We start from the raw sequence: 14,303 nt of genomic DNA, 5'->3' as shown, positions 1-14,303 counted from the left end.
AACAGGGGGAAACATGGTGAAAAAGAAAATAGGGTATTTGGGGCCGAAGGGGACTTTTACGAAAATTGCAGTAGATTCCCTTTTTAATGGAGAAGAAAAAGCGGATTATGCAACGATTCCTGAATGTATGGATGCCGTAGAAAACGAAGAAATCGATATAGCTGTCGTGCCATTGGAAAATGCAATCGAGGGAACGGTCCACTTGACGATTGATTATATGATCCATCAAGTGAGACTTCCTATCGTTGCAGAAATAGTCGTTCCAATCAAGCAGCACTTGCTGGTAAACGAAAGAGCGACCGAATCTTTTTTGGATATCGCCCATGTGTATTCACACAGCCATGCAATTGCTCAGTGTCATCAATTTCTACATAAACACTTGCAGCAGGCGGATGTGCATTACACTACCTCCACCGGGAAGGCGGCAGAAATGGTTGCGACTTCGGATCCGACTGCCGCAGCAATTGGCAATAAACTTGCTGCTAAAGAATACGGATTAAAAATTTTGGCAGAGGATATTCATGATTATCCAAATAATCATACAAGGTTTGCAGTGTTATCGAAGCAGGAGGAGCCGGTAATCAGCAGTGGGCATGCAGCCGGCACGCAAAAAACAACCTTGTTGATTACGCTACCGAGCGATTATGCGGGTGCATTGCATCAAGTGCTGTCCGCTTTTGCCTGGCGGAAAATGAACCTGTCCAAAATCGAATCCCGGCCGATGAAGACAGGGCTTGGAAACTATTATTTCATTATCGATGTCATCCAAGCTTATGACCAAGTGTTGTTTCCTGGGGTGAAGGCCGAATTGGAGGCATTGGGCTGTAAAGTGACACTCCTCGGCACCTATCCCGTTTACCAAATGAATAGGTAACAAGTATGAAGACCTTTGCTGCCGGCAGGGATGATGAAAGTCATTCCGGCCGGCAGCTTGTATTTTTAGGCATATTTTTCATGATCATCGAATATTTCATCAACCTTTCTGGGGCATTCGCATATGTTGTATGGAATTGTTCCGTAATTCAGGCTCGTTAGTGTCTGCCATAATTATACAGAAGGGAGTTTCAGTATTGAGAATTCATGTAGTGCAAAAAGGAGAAACATTGTGGGAAATAGCCAAAAAGTATGGAGTGGATTTTGAAGAACTGAAGCAGGTGAATTCTCACCTGTCTAATCCGGATATGATCATGCCGGGAATGAAAATCAAGATACCAGGCAATTCTGTCCAAGTTAAACAAGAGGGAAGTTTAGATAAGGAAATGCAGCAATACCCTCCTCAACCTGCGCAACAAAAACAGAAGAAGAAGCAACAGGAAAGCCAGCAGAAGCCTAAGGAAAAAGAGAAGCCGGAAACACAGCCACAGGCTGGCAAACAGCCTGCAAAGCATCCTTGGAAGGATACTACGCCCAAAGCATTTCCGGTAATCAAGGAAGATGACCATAAGAAACCAGCTTCCAAAATGATGGACGTACCAAAAGTGCCGATGATGGAACAGCATATGGAAAAGTTCCCGATCAATATGACCGTACCGAAAATGCCATCTTATGAGTCGCCAAAAAAACACGAGGATAAAAAATGGAAACAGGAAACCCCGGCTTATGAAATGCCTGCACAGACATTGCCGGCACAACAACCAATGCCTATGAACTATTATCAACCGATGCCATATTGTATCCCGATGCAGCCTATGACCATGCCGGTACACCATTATCCGATGGGGGAGACAGTACCGTGTGGTCCCCAATTCGGAGCAGAGAATATGACGGCCAATCAATCTTTTTCTTATCCCACCGTGCAAGGTGTTTCACAGGGAATGGAAGACTTGATGGAATCCTCTTCGTCGATGGAAATGACCCCAATGCCACAAATGCCTCAAAACGTGGCAGGTATGGACAGTGATTGCGGATGCGGCGGTTCTCAAACCTTGGGGCAGTATGCCGACCCTAACCAGTCCATGGCTGGATATCCGGGTCAGCAATGGCCTGGTTATGGGTATCCGGGCTTTATGTCCCAGCAGGGTATGCAGCCATTTGGTGGACAGATGATGCCTCAGCAAATGTACCCTGCCTATAATCAACCATCCTACCAACAGTTCCAGCCGCAACAACCATATACAGGTATGACAAATTTCAATCCTCCATATCCGCCGTACTCTCGGGAGGAAGAAGAAGAAAGTGAATAAGCTGGCACTTAGAGACGAAGCCTTTCAGGCTCGTCTCTCTTCCTTTTTACAGAAGAGGGCACTTCTGTGTCCGGAAAAATTAAGGTTCCTTAAGCACGCCGTCTTTGTTCTCCGTGATGATTCAGGCCAGAAATATATCCTGAAAGGAATCAAACAGAGGGCATCTGTACAGCAGCAGCTCGATTTTCAAACGGTTTATCCTGATTCGGACATTGTCAGGTTTGTCCATTTTCCAAATGGGGAATTCTTTTTATATGAATATGGTTACCATTGGCTTTTAATGCCTTACCGGGAGGGACAATCCCTTCAGTTCGCCAACAAACAGGATAGGGAAACAGCGGTGGAGGTTCTCCGGAATTTTCATTTGGCAGCCAGGGGAATAAAGGTGGCGGATCCTGTCATCCGGCCTCCGCTAGTGTATAAGTGGGAAAATCGGTTGCACAGGTTTTCCAAAACCCGGTTTCTGTTTGAGGCGGCTGGTAAGGATTCATTGGCCAGCGAAATCATCGACACGACGGCCAGCCTTTTGGAACGACTACGGAAAGACATTGACTGGTATACAATGGAAAAAACAGCTGTGGATAGACGCAGTTGGACACACGGTGATGTCGCATCCCATAATTTCTTACGAACAAACTCGAGTGCAGTGAATATTATCGACTTTGATTTGCTTAGTCTGGCTCCTGAAAGTTACGATTGGATTCAACTTGGCCAGCGCTTTTTACCTTATGTCAACCATGATATAAAACAATTGTGCAGTTCCCTCTTTTCGGAAAAGGAGGAGGAAATTGATTTTATTTTAAGAAGCGTTGGAACACCAGTCGATTTGATTAGAGAATGGCTGTTGTTTTCCCGAAGAAAGCCGTCATGGAACCAATTGTTCGATTATGTTTCCCACCTTGAGGAGAAATGGAAGCAGCGGGTTAAATTTGTGAAAGATGTAGAAATTGTGCTAACATAAATTATTATCAAATGGGAGGAGACAAACGATGCAGGAAAAAGTAGAAAAAATTGTAGCATGGCTTCAAGAAAAAATCAAAGAATCTGGAGTGAAGGGTTTATTGGTAGGCGTTAGCGGCGGTATCGATTCTGCCGTGGTTGCCCATCTAATAAAACGGGCGGCGCCGGATCATTCACTAGGTGTGATACTCCCTTGCAAAAGTAACCCACAGGACATGGAAGACGCCAAAAAGGTGATTGACAGCTGTGGAATCGATTCAATAACCGTTGACTTATCAGAGACACATGACGTACTGTTCAACAACATTCAAACCCAGCTTAACGACCAGCAGTCTGTCAATCCGGATAACCAGCAGCTGGCGGATGCTAACCTACGCGCCCGTCTACGGATGAGCACCTTATATGCTTTAGCGGCTAATTATCAGTACTTAGTAGTCGGAACCGATAACGCGGCAGAATTTTATACTGGCTATTTTACCAAGTATGGAGATGGCGGTGTGGATTTGGTCCCACTAGTCAGCCTGGGTAAAGGCGAGGTCCGGGAAATGGCGGAATATTTGGGCGTACCGGATGATATTGTCCATAAACAACCTAGTGCAGGACTTTGGGAAGGCCAAACTGACGAGAACGAAATGGGAACGACTTATGAGAAAATCGACAAGTATTTGAAGGGGGAAGAAATCCCGCAAAAGGACAAAGAAATTATTGATCAGCTCCATAAAAAGTCTGCTCATAAGCGGGAAATCGCTCCAGGACCATCCTTGTAAAAACTGCTCCCAGAAAATAACTGATTAAAAAATCTTCCTTATCCCATTCTACAGGGTAAGGGAGGTTTTTTTATTGAATAAACTACTATTATTCGTCTTTGGTTGTTTGCTCTTTCTTCTTGCAGCAGGGTGTTCCGATCAGCAGGAAGAAGGACAAATGATCAGAGAGGACATGGAAGATTCTACCATGCCGATCGACTATAGTACCCATGATGAAGCGGAACGCAACTTGGATGATGGAGAGAATCGAAACGGCCAACAGGAAGAAGGGCAGGATTTTACCGGCTACCAGGAGAACCTGCCGCCAGGCCAGCAGCGTTTGGAAGGTTTTTATAATGAACAGTCTCAAACCATTTCCGAGGACTTAAATCAGCTTGATGAAATCACTCTTGCTCAAGTTTACGTTACCGAAGATCGTGTCATCGTTTCGCTTACGTTGAATCAGGAGTATGATGACAAGGCTGCATCGATAGCAGACAAGGTTTACAGCAAGGTGGAACGCCAAGCTGAAGGCAAAGAGGTCCTCGTTTACACTGGAGACATTTATTGGAATCAAATGAGGGATCGGGATGCCAGAGAACCAGCCAGATGATGTTTTTTGAAGGAACATCGCCTTTGCACAGTAGTCGCTGTAGCAAAGGCTTTTTTGCGCTGGAAATCAATACATTGAAAATTGAATGGCAGCAATTCCGGTTTATGATGCTTGGACAGCGTGCACGGTGGTTTGAACTAGTTTCTATCTGGCAAACATAACGCGGGCTTCCTGCTTAATCGGAGTCCCAAAACGCCTCCCCTTTCTTGGCTTGGGCAAAATTCGCATACCTTGTTGGGGGCTTTTGATATAAACTCCGACACAGTTTGAATGCGTCTTCCTAACTTCCTGCTTTTTTGAGTTGAAATACCCTGCGCTTTCCGCGGGCGGCTGGTGAGCGTTGCTTAACACGCTTTTTGAAGAGGCAATGGAACTTCCCATTACAGTTACTGCGTAGTTCGTATTTTTTGTGTAAAAGCCAAAAGCATTATCTCTTAGAATCCAGTCTCCTCTGGAAGATAAACGTTTATAAGGTGAAAATTTTATGTTATAGTAATAAAGGAATTTTTTCTCAACTTTTACTTGACAGGCATTGGCCTGACTGAATTATTCAGCATTAAGAGAGGAGAATGTCCTATGGCTGGTCATTCTAAATGGAAAAATATACAACGACGCAAAAATGCACAGGATGCAAAGCGCGGGAAAGTATTCATGAAGATGGCGAAGGAAATATTCGTCGCTGCGAAACAGGGCGGTGGAGATCCCGAAACGAATCCGTCACTCCGCTTGGCGGTCGACAAAGCAAAAGCAAATAACATGCCGAATGATAATATCGATCGTGCGATAAAAAAAGCGACGGGTGACCTGGAAGGCGTAAATTATGAAGAAATGACATATGAAGGCTACGGACCAGGCGGGGTGGCTGTGATGGTGAAAGCATTGACAGATAATAAAAACCGGACTGCTTCAGAAGTCCGCTATGCTTTCAATAAAAATGGCGGGAACTTGGGTGAAAACGGATGTGTCGCATTCATGTTCGACCGCAAAGGCTATCTCGTCATTGATAGAAGTACAACAGACGCGGACGAGGATGATATGTTGTTGGCAGCCATAGAAGCTGGCGCAGAAGAGATGGAAACGACGGAAGACGTTTTTGAAATCTATACAGATCCGGAAAACTTCTCTGAAGTGAAACAGCAATTGGAAGCGGATGGATATATATTTTCCACGGCAGAATTGACGATGATACCACAGACACTCTCACCGCTCGGCGAAGACGAAGCCAAACAGATGATTCGTCTAGTCGATATGCTGGAAGATAACGAAGATGTTCAGGATGTTTACCATAACCTTGACGCCGACGAGGAAATCCTTGCCCAATTATAAAGTGCCTCTTAACCGGCTTTCCAATAGGAAACAGCCGGTTTTTCTGTGCTCTGATCACTCTTCACTGGGATAAAAAGTGTGAAAATGGCCAAACTGTCAAATAGAGGTTTAGCCATTTTAACACATGGGGTGAATAGTGTGAGAAAACGACGGAAGCTTTTTGTCTGCAGTATAGCAGTTATAGGAATAACCAGCGTATTGTTACTGATTGGAGTTATGCAATCAATTGATGAACGGACGACTCGGGCAGCAGAACAAAAAAAGCAGGTTACGCAAAAAGAACCGCTTGTATTGGAAGTGACCCTGCAGAAACAGTACATGGACGGACATGTAGAAGAAAGCACACATGAGGAAAAAATTTGGGCAATGGAAGACTTCTGGTCATACTACCATGATTGGCAGGTAGTCGAGCAGCAGGAAGGAAAGGTTGTCTTAAAAAAAGAAATAGCGGATATTTCCCCGTATATGAAAGAACATGGTTATTTCGGTTTATCAGATGATCAATTGGCTATATTTGAAGGACTGCCGATTCATGAACAGGTGATACAATCCTTTTATCAGATTGATACAGGTGAGTTGGAGAGTTATCAGAGACAAAGGCTTCAGGATGGTATCAAAATTGATTCCAAGCAAGTCTACGAATATGTTCTGGAGGCTTATCGAGGTATGGCTCCTCAACGCTCAGTTAACAGTTAATGGAGGATTCCGGTTTCCAGCCGGAATCCTTTTTACCGTGTTGCAATGAAGCTGCCTTCATTACCGAAGTATGCTGGAGGAAGAAAACAGTTATACGAACATACGCTTGTATGGTAAGATAGATACAGGCTATTGTTGATAGGGGAGAATAATCGTAATGATTGCATACATAAAAGGAAATTTGGAAGCAGTGAATGAAGAAGCTGTAATTGTAGAAGCGAATGGAGTTGGTTATGAAATCATTTGTGCAAATCCATTCGCATTTCAGGACGTATTGGGTGAGCAAGTGCTGATTTATACGTATCATTACGTCAGAGAAGACAATCAAACATTGTTCGGTTTTAAAAAAACAGATGACAAATTATTGTTTTCCAAGCTCCTGAATGTTTCAGGTATTGGTCCCAAAGGGGCGCTGGCCGTTCTTGCTTCTGTACGGGTGGAAGAATTTGTATCGGCTATTGAAAGGGAAGATGACAAATTTTTGACCCAATTCCCGGGAATCGGAAAAAAAACAGCCCGCCAAATGATTCTTGATTTGAAGGGTAAGTTGCCAGATGGATTTGCAGCCGTCGCTGTTGAAACTGCCGACCGGTCTTCGGAAGAGGAGGCTCTCCAGGGACAAAACAATGCCTTAGAGGAAGCGATTGCTGCTATGAAGGCATTGGGATATTCCGAACGCGAAGTAAAAGCAATCGTACCGACATTGAGACAGGAACAACATGAAAATCCCGATCCTTATATCCGGAAAGGATTGGCTTTGTTGATGAAATAAGTGCTGTGCCATAATAGGATCAGCCAGAGAGAACTTCTTATTGGTAAAGGGGAGATAACGTGGAAGAACGAATGATTTCCGGCGAATTGCAGGAAGATGATCAGTCGATGGAGCTTAGCCTGCGCCCAATCAACCTTGCACAGTATATTGGACAAGACAAGGCAAAGGGTAACTTGCGCATCTTTATAGAGGCAGCCAAAATGAGAAATGAGCCGCTTGATCACGTTTTGCTTTACGGACCTCCCGGGCTTGGGAAAACGACATTGGCTTCCATCATAGCCAACGAAATGGGGGTGCAATTTCGTACCACATCAGGACCCGCGATCGAGAAAGCAGGTGACCTGGCTGCCATACTTTCTTCATTGGAAGCCGGAGATGTGTTGTTCATCGATGAAATTCACCGGCTGCCCAGGGCGGTAGAAGAAATTCTTTACCCCGCCATGGAGGATTTTTGCCTTGATATTGTAATAGGATCAGGTTCCAGTGCCCGCTCTGTACGGCTTGATTTGCCGCCGTTCACGCTTGTCGGTGCTACGACCCGTGCAGGGTTGCTGACAGCTCCGTTGCGCGATCGTTTTGGAGTCCTCAGTCGGTTGGAATATTATGAAACAAAAGATTTATGCGCTATTGTGGAGAGAACTGCAGATATTTTCCAAGTAGGAATTGAAAAAGAAGCGGCTATTGAGATCGCCCGACGGTCCAGGGGCACGCCTCGAATTGCCAACAGATTGCTGAGAAGGGTCAGAGATATATCACAGGTGAAGGGGGAGCCAATCATTTCACAACAAACAACCGAAACTGCGTTGGAAATGCTTCAAGTAGATGTTGCCGGCCTGGATCATGTCGACCATAAATTACTGCTGGGTATAATGGATGGATTTAACGGAGGTCCTGTTGGTCTGGACACCATTTCAGCGACTATCGGTGAAGAATCCCAGACAATCGAAGATGTGTATGAACCGTTCCTTCTGCAGACTGGGTTCATTCAGCGGACGCCTAGAGGCAGGCAGGTCACTGCCAAAGCATATCACCACTTCAACCGGGAGGTGCCGAAAGCTTGACCGGAATGGGAAAACTATTTATTGTAATAGGAGTTGTTTTTATCATCATCGGAATGCTGTGGGGGATATTCGGCAGACTTCCTGGCGATATTAGTTTTAAAAAAGGGAATGTGTCCTTCCACTTTCCGATCATGACATCAATTGTGGTCAGTATCATCTTATCGGTGATTTTGTTTATTATAGGGAAGTTCCGATAATAGAGTAAGGAGATTGAAAATGGATATAAATGATTTTGATTTTGACTTACCAGAGGAATTAATTGCTCAAACACCATTGGAGGATCGGACAGCCTCCCGTTTGCTTGTGATGGATCGACAGAAACAGACAATCAATCATCAACACTTTTCCGATGTGATTGATTATTTGTCTCCTGGCGATTGTCTTGTATTGAATGATACAAAGGTATTGCCGGCCAGACTCTATGGCAGCAAACAGGATACGGGCGGAAAAATAGAAGTATTGCTGCTTCACCAACAGCAGCAGGATGAGTGGGAAGTGCTAGCGAAACCTGCTAAAAAAGTGAAAGAAGGAACAGTCATTACATTCGGAGACGGACAACTGCGGGCAGTCTGCACTGGGGTCAAAGAACACGGTGGAAGAGTCGTCCGGTTTGAATACGACGGAATTTTTCTAGAAGTGCTCGAACAGCTTGGCGAAATGCCGCTCCCTCCATACATAAAGGAGCAACTGCCGGATAAGGACAGGTACCAAACAGTCTATGCAAAAGAAGAAGGCTCAGCGGCAGCGCCTACAGCCGGACTTCACTTTACCGAGGAACTGCTTGAACGGATTAAGGCGAAAGGTGTCGAGCTTGCCTTCGTTACACTTCATGTCGGTTTGGGGACTTTTCGGCCGGTCAGTGTGGATAGTATTGAAGAACATGATATGCATAGTGAGTTTTATCACATGTCCAAGGAAACGGCGGACCAGTTAAATAGAATTAAAGCGGCTGGTGGGAAAATCATTTCTGTCGGGACGACTTCAACTAGAACACTGGAAACCATCACCCGTGACAATGATGGGTTATTCACACAAGCTAGCGGCTGGACGGATATATTCATCTATCCTCCTTATCGTTTTACGGCAATCGACGGGCTCATTACGAATTTCCATCTTCCGAAATCGACTTTGATCATGCTGGTAAGCGCGTTGGCCGGTAAGGATTTCATCCTGAAAGCATATCGAGAGGCAGTCGACCAACGTTACCGTTTTTTCAGCTTTGGAGACGCTATGCTGATTGTATAACCCACATATTGATGAAAAGAAAGGGTGCAGTTTATGCCAATCACCTATGAACATATCAAAACATGTAAACAGACAGGAGCTCGTCTGGGGCGTGTGCATACGCCCCACGGCTCGTTCGAAACACCGATGTTTATGCCGGTTGGAACGCTTGCCACAGTAAAGACAATGAGTCCGGAAGAGCTCGAGGAGATGGGGGCTAAAATCATCCTCTCCAATACTTATCATTTATGGCTGCGTCCTGGTGAAGACATTATAGAAGAAGCAGGCGGGCTGCATAAATTCATGAATTGGGATGGGGCTATTTTGACCGACTCCGGCGGGTTCCAGGTTTTCAGCCTCAGTGATCTGCGCGATATTGAAGAACAAGGAGTTCATTTTCGCAATCACATTAGTGGCGAAAAATTGTTTTTATCACCTGAAAAAGCAATTCAGATTCAGAATTCCCTTGGTTCCGATATCATGATGGCATTCGACGAATGTCCTCCGTATCCGGCATCCCATGAGTATATGAAAGCATCAGTGGAAAGGACTAGCAGGTGGGCTGAACGCTGTCTGGAGGCCCATAAACGTCCAGAAGAGCAAGGGTTGTTCGGTATTGTCCAAGGCGGTGAGTACGAAGAATTGCGTCGTCAAAGTGCCCGGGATCTTACCTCGCTTGATTTTTCCGGTTATGCGGTCGGAGGATTGTCTGTCGGAGAACCGAAAGATGTCATGAATAAAGTGCTGGAGTTTACTACACCATTGCTGCCGACAAACAAACCGCGTTACCTGATGGGAGTAGGATCGCCTGATTCATTGATTGACGGGGCAATCCGGGGAATAGACATGTTTGATTGTGTGCTGCCTACTCGGGTTGCGAGAAATGGTACATGTATGACTTCTAACGGCAGACTGGTTGTCCGCAATGCAAAGTATGCGCGGGATTTCGGACCGTTGGACGAGAATTGCAATTGTCATGTTTGCCGAAATTATTCCCGGGCTTATATCCGGCATTTGATTAAGGCTAACGAAACATTCGGCTTTCGTTTAACTACTTACCATAATCTTTATTTTCTGTTAGAATTAATGATGCAAGTCCGCGAAGCGATAAAAGAAGATCGTCTTGGCGATTTCAGAGAGGAATTCTTTGAACAATATGGTTTCAACAAACCGAATGCAAAAAACTTTTAGAAGGGAGGAAATACGATGGATATTTTAGCATCATTAGCACCGATCATTTTAATGTTCGTTATTTTTTATTTTCTTTTGATCCGTCCGCAGCAAAAGAAGCAAAAGCAAGTTCGCCAAATGCAGTCAGATCTGAAAAAAGGGGATAAAATCATCACGATTGGTGGCATGCATGGAACCGTGCATGCGCTGGACGAGGGTACACTCGTTTTGACTACCCAGGATGGTACAAAGATTACATACGACCGTTCCGCGGTGAGAGATGTAATTTCTCAAGATTAAGATCAAAAGATTTTGTTTTTACAAACTCCGATACGCTTCCCTATATATGGGAGCATCGGAGTTTTTTATCGTATAGGAAATTATAAATTTAACTGTCTGTGGATAATTATTGGCTGAACCAGCCACGTCCAGATCCAGCGCCTACCCCCTCGAGGTCTTAAGCCCACCCTCTGTGTGGCAAAAAGCGACACGCCGAGGCTGTTCTTAAGCTTGTCGGGGGTGAGCAAGGCGCTTGCGCTTTTGTCCTCGTTCTTCTTATATTTCGTTGCCTTTATATACAGAGAAAGCAGAACTTTGGGAATGAAACCCTGAAGCTGGGTGCTCCCCTCCTATGCATAGGACAGATGAATGGAAGAATGATGTGTTTCTGGGAGCTAGGGTGAAAATAATATTAGAAATAATAAAAGAAACAAGACTCGAATTCGTCCGGTCTTGTTCCGAATGATAGAAACTGGCAGAAGCGGGTTTTACGCTTCCTCAAGCTTTGCTACTATTTGGAAGTATTACTTTCCGAGCTTAAATTAACACCCAGCATGCCTCCGATTACTGACGCCGCTAAGAATCCCCCGTAATGCACGAGCTGTTCCAGCCTAATTCCCGTACGGTATCCAAGATATTGATAAAGCAGAATAAAAAGGATAAAGCCCAATCCTGTCAGAGACCCCAATATCCATCCCTTTTCCTTCCCTTTCAGGCCAGCAATAAGCCCGCCGATGAATAGTGCCGCAATACTGATTGCAATAGTCGTCCAATTCAATTCGGCCTCCCCAAAACTGGTGAACTTCAACAGCATGGATAAAATCAGGCTTGCTGCCAGGATAATTCCCAGTGCCGTAATCCATCCATAAAGAAGCGCGGTCATTCGTGCTCGTGCCATCTGATTACCTCCCTATGTGTTTGTCCCTTTTGTAAAAGCTTATTCGCGTTTTTTTAAATTAGAATTAAATATTTGCCCAAGCTGTGAATACATTCATAGTAATGGATTTTTAAAAGGGAAGTTCGAACAGGAAGTGTTATCGGCAGGAAGGGGAGAAAAACATGTCTGCAGTGGTAGCCATTGCTATATTTATTATCAGTTATTTTTTCATCATGACCGAGAAAATCAACCGGGCACTTGTTGCTTTATCTGGAGGAGTTCTGCTTCTGCTTACTGGCATTTATCAGTGGGAAGATGCTTATACGCATTACATCGATTGGAACACCATTGCGTTATTGTTCTCGATGATGGTACTCGTTTCGATTACGAAAAAAACGGGGCTGTTTGAATTTATTGCAATTACATTTGCTCAGAGAGTACATGGGGATCCCATCCCCCTGCTGGTTGGCTGTTCTATCCTTACCGCTCTTGGCTCTGCCTTGCTCGATAACGTGACAACCGTACTCCTGTTTGTTCCGATTGTTTTGACATTGACCAGGCTGCTGCAGCTTCCTGCATTCCCGTATTTACTGACAATCATTTTTAGCGCCAATATCGGAGGCACCGCCACCTTGATCGGGGACCCCCCGAATATCATGATCGGCCAGGCGGTCGAGCACTTAACATTCCTTTCGTTTATTGTTCATCTAGGACCGGTTGTTGTCTTGTTGTTTGCTGTCATGATGTTTTCTATTATTCTTTTATTTCGGAATAAATTGCAGAAAAACGAGGACCGAATTGACCAGTTGATGGAATTGGATGGAACGACTTATTTAAAGAAGACACCGATGTTGTATCAGTCGGTGACGGTTTTACTACTGACCATCACAGGATTTTTGCTTCATCCTGTGTTTCATATTGAATTGACGACTGTAGCAGTCGCGGGAGCACTTTTATTACTTCTTCTCACTGACCAGGAAGCGGGTACAGAAAAAGTATTTCAAGAGGTGGAATGGATCACTTTATTTTTCTTTATCGGGTTATTCATGCTTGTCGGTGGATTGGAGAAAGTAGGAGTCATTGATGAATTGGCCAGGGGAATTATGATGCTGACAGAAGGGGACTTGCCCTTTACAGCTTTGCTGATTTTATGGACGGCCGGCCTTTTCTCTGGGATTATCGATAATATCCCGTTTGTTGCTGCAATGATACCAGTGGTAAAGGAATTTCAATCATACGGGATGGCGAACCTGGATCCACTCTGGTGGTCGTTGGCATTGGGAGCTTGCCTGGGAGGTAACGGGACATTGATCGGGGCATCTGCCAATGTGGTGGTAGCGGGACTTGCGGAGGGGAATGGACAGCGTATCCCTTTTATACGGTTTCTTTGCTATGGAATTCCGCTCGTAATCCTTTCTTTAATTGTATCGACCGTTTATATTTATTTTCGCTATCTGGTTCCTTTCCAGCAAGGCTTGTAAGCAAGCATTATCTTCAGCATAAAATCCAGTCTATTAGCAATAATAACTGTAACTGTGATTGTGGGAAGGAACTTGTTTATGGAAATTGAACTGGGGAAGATAATATTCCGCACTGTTTTTACCTATTTAATCATCGTGGTGATTTTTCGGTTGATGGGAAAAAGGGAAATCGGAGAATTAAGCCTGCTGGATATCGTTGTATTCATCATGGTAGGGGAAATGGCGGTGTTTGCTATCGAGGAACCCAAGTCGAATATCGCCCAAGCTATCATACCCATGACTATTTTGCTGCTCATTCAGCGTTTTACTGCCTGGGCATCATTGAAAAACCAGCGATTTCGTGGATGGTTTGAAGGCAAACCTTCTGTGATCATTTCAAAAGGGAAAATCGATGAGCATGAAATGCGAAAACAACGATACAATTTTAATGATTTGATGCAGCAGCTGCGGGAAAACGGCACCAAAAGTATTCAAGATGTTGAATTTGCGATTCTTGAAGCTTCCGGTAAATTATCCATATTTGAAAAGTCGGTTAATGGCAGTGATGGTATTTCATCGGAAGGGTATGTTGTACCAGTGATCGTGGACGGAAAAATCCAGTATGGTGCTTTGGAAAAAATCGATAAAAGCGAAGACTGGCTAATGGGAGAAGTGAAAAAGCGGGATCTCACTGTCGAGCAGGTCTCTTTTTGCAGTATCGACAAAGATGGCCAAATATTTGTCGATATAAAAAACGAAAAAAAATAGATGGAAAGATTCTTTGAGCTGTGCTAAACCACCGGCTGTGGAACGAAACTGCGCTTTCCGTAGGCGGGGCTGGTGAGCCACCTCGAGCTTTTTTAGCATTCCGGAGCCTCACCGTGTTATATCCCTCCTAAACAAGCTTCCCGGAGCCTGGGAAGTGGCTCGGTAAAT

The 14,303-nt window shown here is 44.6% G+C and carries 16 protein-coding genes; 15 read left to right on the top strand and 1 reads right to left on the bottom strand.

Features of this window, described 5'->3' with window-relative positions; all coding sequences use genetic code 11:
* The first annotated feature begins 13 nt into the window (after positions 1-13).
* The 13 genes from pheA to yajC all read left to right on the top strand — a co-directional run bounded on the left by pheA (position 14) and on the right by yajC (position 11,051).
* Positions 14-874: a prephenate dehydratase gene (gene pheA, locus ERJ70_RS12060; RefSeq protein WP_209365103.1), complete on the top strand. Its 861-nt coding sequence runs from the start codon at positions 14-16 to the stop codon at positions 872-874.
* Between the two features lie 196 nt (positions 875-1,070).
* Positions 1,071-2,183 (top strand): SafA/ExsA family spore coat assembly protein, encoded by a 1,113-nt coding sequence (safA, locus tag ERJ70_RS20030; RefSeq protein ID WP_245207938.1) that lies wholly within the window; start codon positions 1,071-1,073, stop codon positions 2,181-2,183.
* Complete coding sequence (locus ERJ70_RS12050) at positions 2,176-3,144, top strand: phosphotransferase (RefSeq protein WP_209365102.1); 969 nt, start codon at positions 2,176-2,178, stop codon at positions 3,142-3,144. The genes safA and ERJ70_RS12050 overlap by 8 nt, the downstream gene beginning before the upstream one ends.
* 28 nt (positions 3,145-3,172) lie before the next feature.
* Positions 3,173-3,910 (top strand): NAD(+) synthase, encoded by a 738-nt coding sequence (nadE, locus tag ERJ70_RS12045; protein WP_209365101.1) that lies wholly within the window; start codon positions 3,173-3,175, stop codon positions 3,908-3,910.
* A 73-nt stretch (positions 3,911-3,983) separates the two neighbouring features.
* On the top strand, positions 3,984-4,502 hold the full coding sequence (locus tag ERJ70_RS12040) for a YhcN/YlaJ family sporulation lipoprotein (RefSeq protein WP_209365100.1): 519 nt from the start codon (positions 3,984-3,986) through the stop codon (positions 4,500-4,502).
* A gap of 576 nt (positions 4,503-5,078) precedes the next feature.
* Positions 5,079-5,828: a YebC/PmpR family DNA-binding transcriptional regulator gene (locus ERJ70_RS12035; protein WP_209365099.1), complete on the top strand. Its 750-nt coding sequence runs from the start codon at positions 5,079-5,081 to the stop codon at positions 5,826-5,828.
* A 138-nt stretch (positions 5,829-5,966) separates the two neighbouring features.
* Positions 5,967-6,524: a BofC C-terminal domain-containing protein gene (locus ERJ70_RS12030; protein WP_245207936.1), complete on the top strand. Its 558-nt coding sequence runs from the start codon at positions 5,967-5,969 to the stop codon at positions 6,522-6,524.
* 157 nt (positions 6,525-6,681) lie between these two features.
* On the top strand, positions 6,682-7,296 hold the full coding sequence (ruvA, locus tag ERJ70_RS12025; RefSeq protein ID WP_209365098.1) for a Holliday junction branch migration protein RuvA: 615 nt from the start codon (positions 6,682-6,684) through the stop codon (positions 7,294-7,296).
* Between the two features lie 59 nt (positions 7,297-7,355).
* Positions 7,356-8,357, top strand: a complete 1,002-nt coding sequence (gene ruvB / locus ERJ70_RS12020) for a Holliday junction branch migration DNA helicase RuvB (protein ID WP_209365097.1) — start codon at positions 7,356-7,358, stop codon at positions 8,355-8,357.
* A 5-nt stretch (positions 8,358-8,362) separates the two neighbouring features.
* Entirely contained in the window at positions 8,363-8,554 is a 192-nt protein-coding gene (locus tag ERJ70_RS12015; RefSeq protein ID WP_209369346.1) for a DUF2905 domain-containing protein, read from the top strand.
* Positions 8,555-8,573: 19 nt separating this feature from the next.
* Entirely contained in the window at positions 8,574-9,602 is a 1,029-nt protein-coding gene (queA, locus tag ERJ70_RS12010) for a tRNA preQ1(34) S-adenosylmethionine ribosyltransferase-isomerase QueA (protein WP_209365096.1), read from the top strand.
* Positions 9,603-9,635: 33 nt separating this feature from the next.
* Positions 9,636-10,772 (top strand): tRNA guanosine(34) transglycosylase Tgt, encoded by a 1,137-nt coding sequence (gene tgt, locus ERJ70_RS12005; protein WP_209365095.1) that lies wholly within the window; start codon positions 9,636-9,638, stop codon positions 10,770-10,772.
* A gap of 15 nt (positions 10,773-10,787) precedes the next feature.
* Positions 10,788-11,051, top strand: coding sequence for a preprotein translocase subunit YajC (gene yajC / locus ERJ70_RS12000; protein ID WP_209365094.1), 264 nt, complete (start codon positions 10,788-10,790; stop codon positions 11,049-11,051).
* Between the two features lie 490 nt (positions 11,052-11,541).
* On the opposite strand, the gene ERJ70_RS11995 is transcribed toward yajC, so the two are convergent.
* A complete protein-coding gene (locus ERJ70_RS11995; RefSeq protein ID WP_209365093.1) occupies positions 11,542-11,928 on the bottom strand; it encodes a TIGR04086 family membrane protein in 387 nt (128 codons plus the stop codon).
* A 161-nt stretch (positions 11,929-12,089) separates the two neighbouring features.
* Here ERJ70_RS11995 and ERJ70_RS11990 point away from each other — a divergent pair, with 161 nt between their 5' ends.
* Positions 12,090-13,388 (top strand): ArsB/NhaD family transporter, encoded by a 1,299-nt coding sequence (locus tag ERJ70_RS11990; protein ID WP_209365092.1) that lies wholly within the window; start codon positions 12,090-12,092, stop codon positions 13,386-13,388.
* A gap of 78 nt (positions 13,389-13,466) precedes the next feature.
* The gene (locus tag ERJ70_RS11985; RefSeq protein WP_209365091.1) at positions 13,467-14,135 is read left to right on the top strand and encodes a DUF421 domain-containing protein; all 669 of its coding nucleotides are present in this window, start codon (positions 13,467-13,469) and stop codon (positions 14,133-14,135) included.
* Positions 14,136-14,303: the final 168 nt, after the last annotated feature.

Source organism: Sediminibacillus dalangtanensis (assembly GCF_017792025.1).
GTDB lineage: Bacteria > Bacillota > Bacilli > Bacillales > Amphibacillaceae > Sediminibacillus > Sediminibacillus dalangtanensis.
Note: the sequence above shows the minus strand (reverse complement) of the source record. Positions and strands in the feature narration are given on the sequence as shown.

Coding starts and splice junctions, on each gene's coding strand:
- pheA (WP_209365103.1), top strand. CDS start 14: ATGGTGAAAAAGAAAATAGGGTATTTGGGGCCGAAGGGGACTTTTACG.
- nadE (WP_209365101.1), top strand. CDS start 3,173: ATGCAGGAAAAAGTAGAAAAAATTGTAGCATGGCTTCAAGAAAAAATC.
- ERJ70_RS12035 (WP_209365099.1), top strand. CDS start 5,079: ATGGCTGGTCATTCTAAATGGAAAAATATACAACGACGCAAAAATGCA.
- ruvA (WP_209365098.1), top strand. CDS start 6,682: ATGATTGCATACATAAAAGGAAATTTGGAAGCAGTGAATGAAGAAGCT.
- ERJ70_RS12015 (WP_209369346.1), top strand. CDS start 8,363: ATGGGAAAACTATTTATTGTAATAGGAGTTGTTTTTATCATCATCGGA.
- queA (WP_209365096.1), top strand. CDS start 8,574: ATGGATATAAATGATTTTGATTTTGACTTACCAGAGGAATTAATTGCT.
- tgt (WP_209365095.1), top strand. CDS start 9,636: ATGCCAATCACCTATGAACATATCAAAACATGTAAACAGACAGGAGCT.
- yajC (WP_209365094.1), top strand. CDS start 10,788: ATGGATATTTTAGCATCATTAGCACCGATCATTTTAATGTTCGTTATT.
- ERJ70_RS11995 (WP_209365093.1), bottom strand. CDS start 11,928: ATGGCACGAGCACGAATGACCGCGCTTCTTTATGGATGGATTACGGCA.
- ERJ70_RS11990 (WP_209365092.1), top strand. CDS start 12,090: ATGTCTGCAGTGGTAGCCATTGCTATATTTATTATCAGTTATTTTTTC.
- ERJ70_RS11985 (WP_209365091.1), top strand. CDS start 13,467: ATGGAAATTGAACTGGGGAAGATAATATTCCGCACTGTTTTTACCTAT.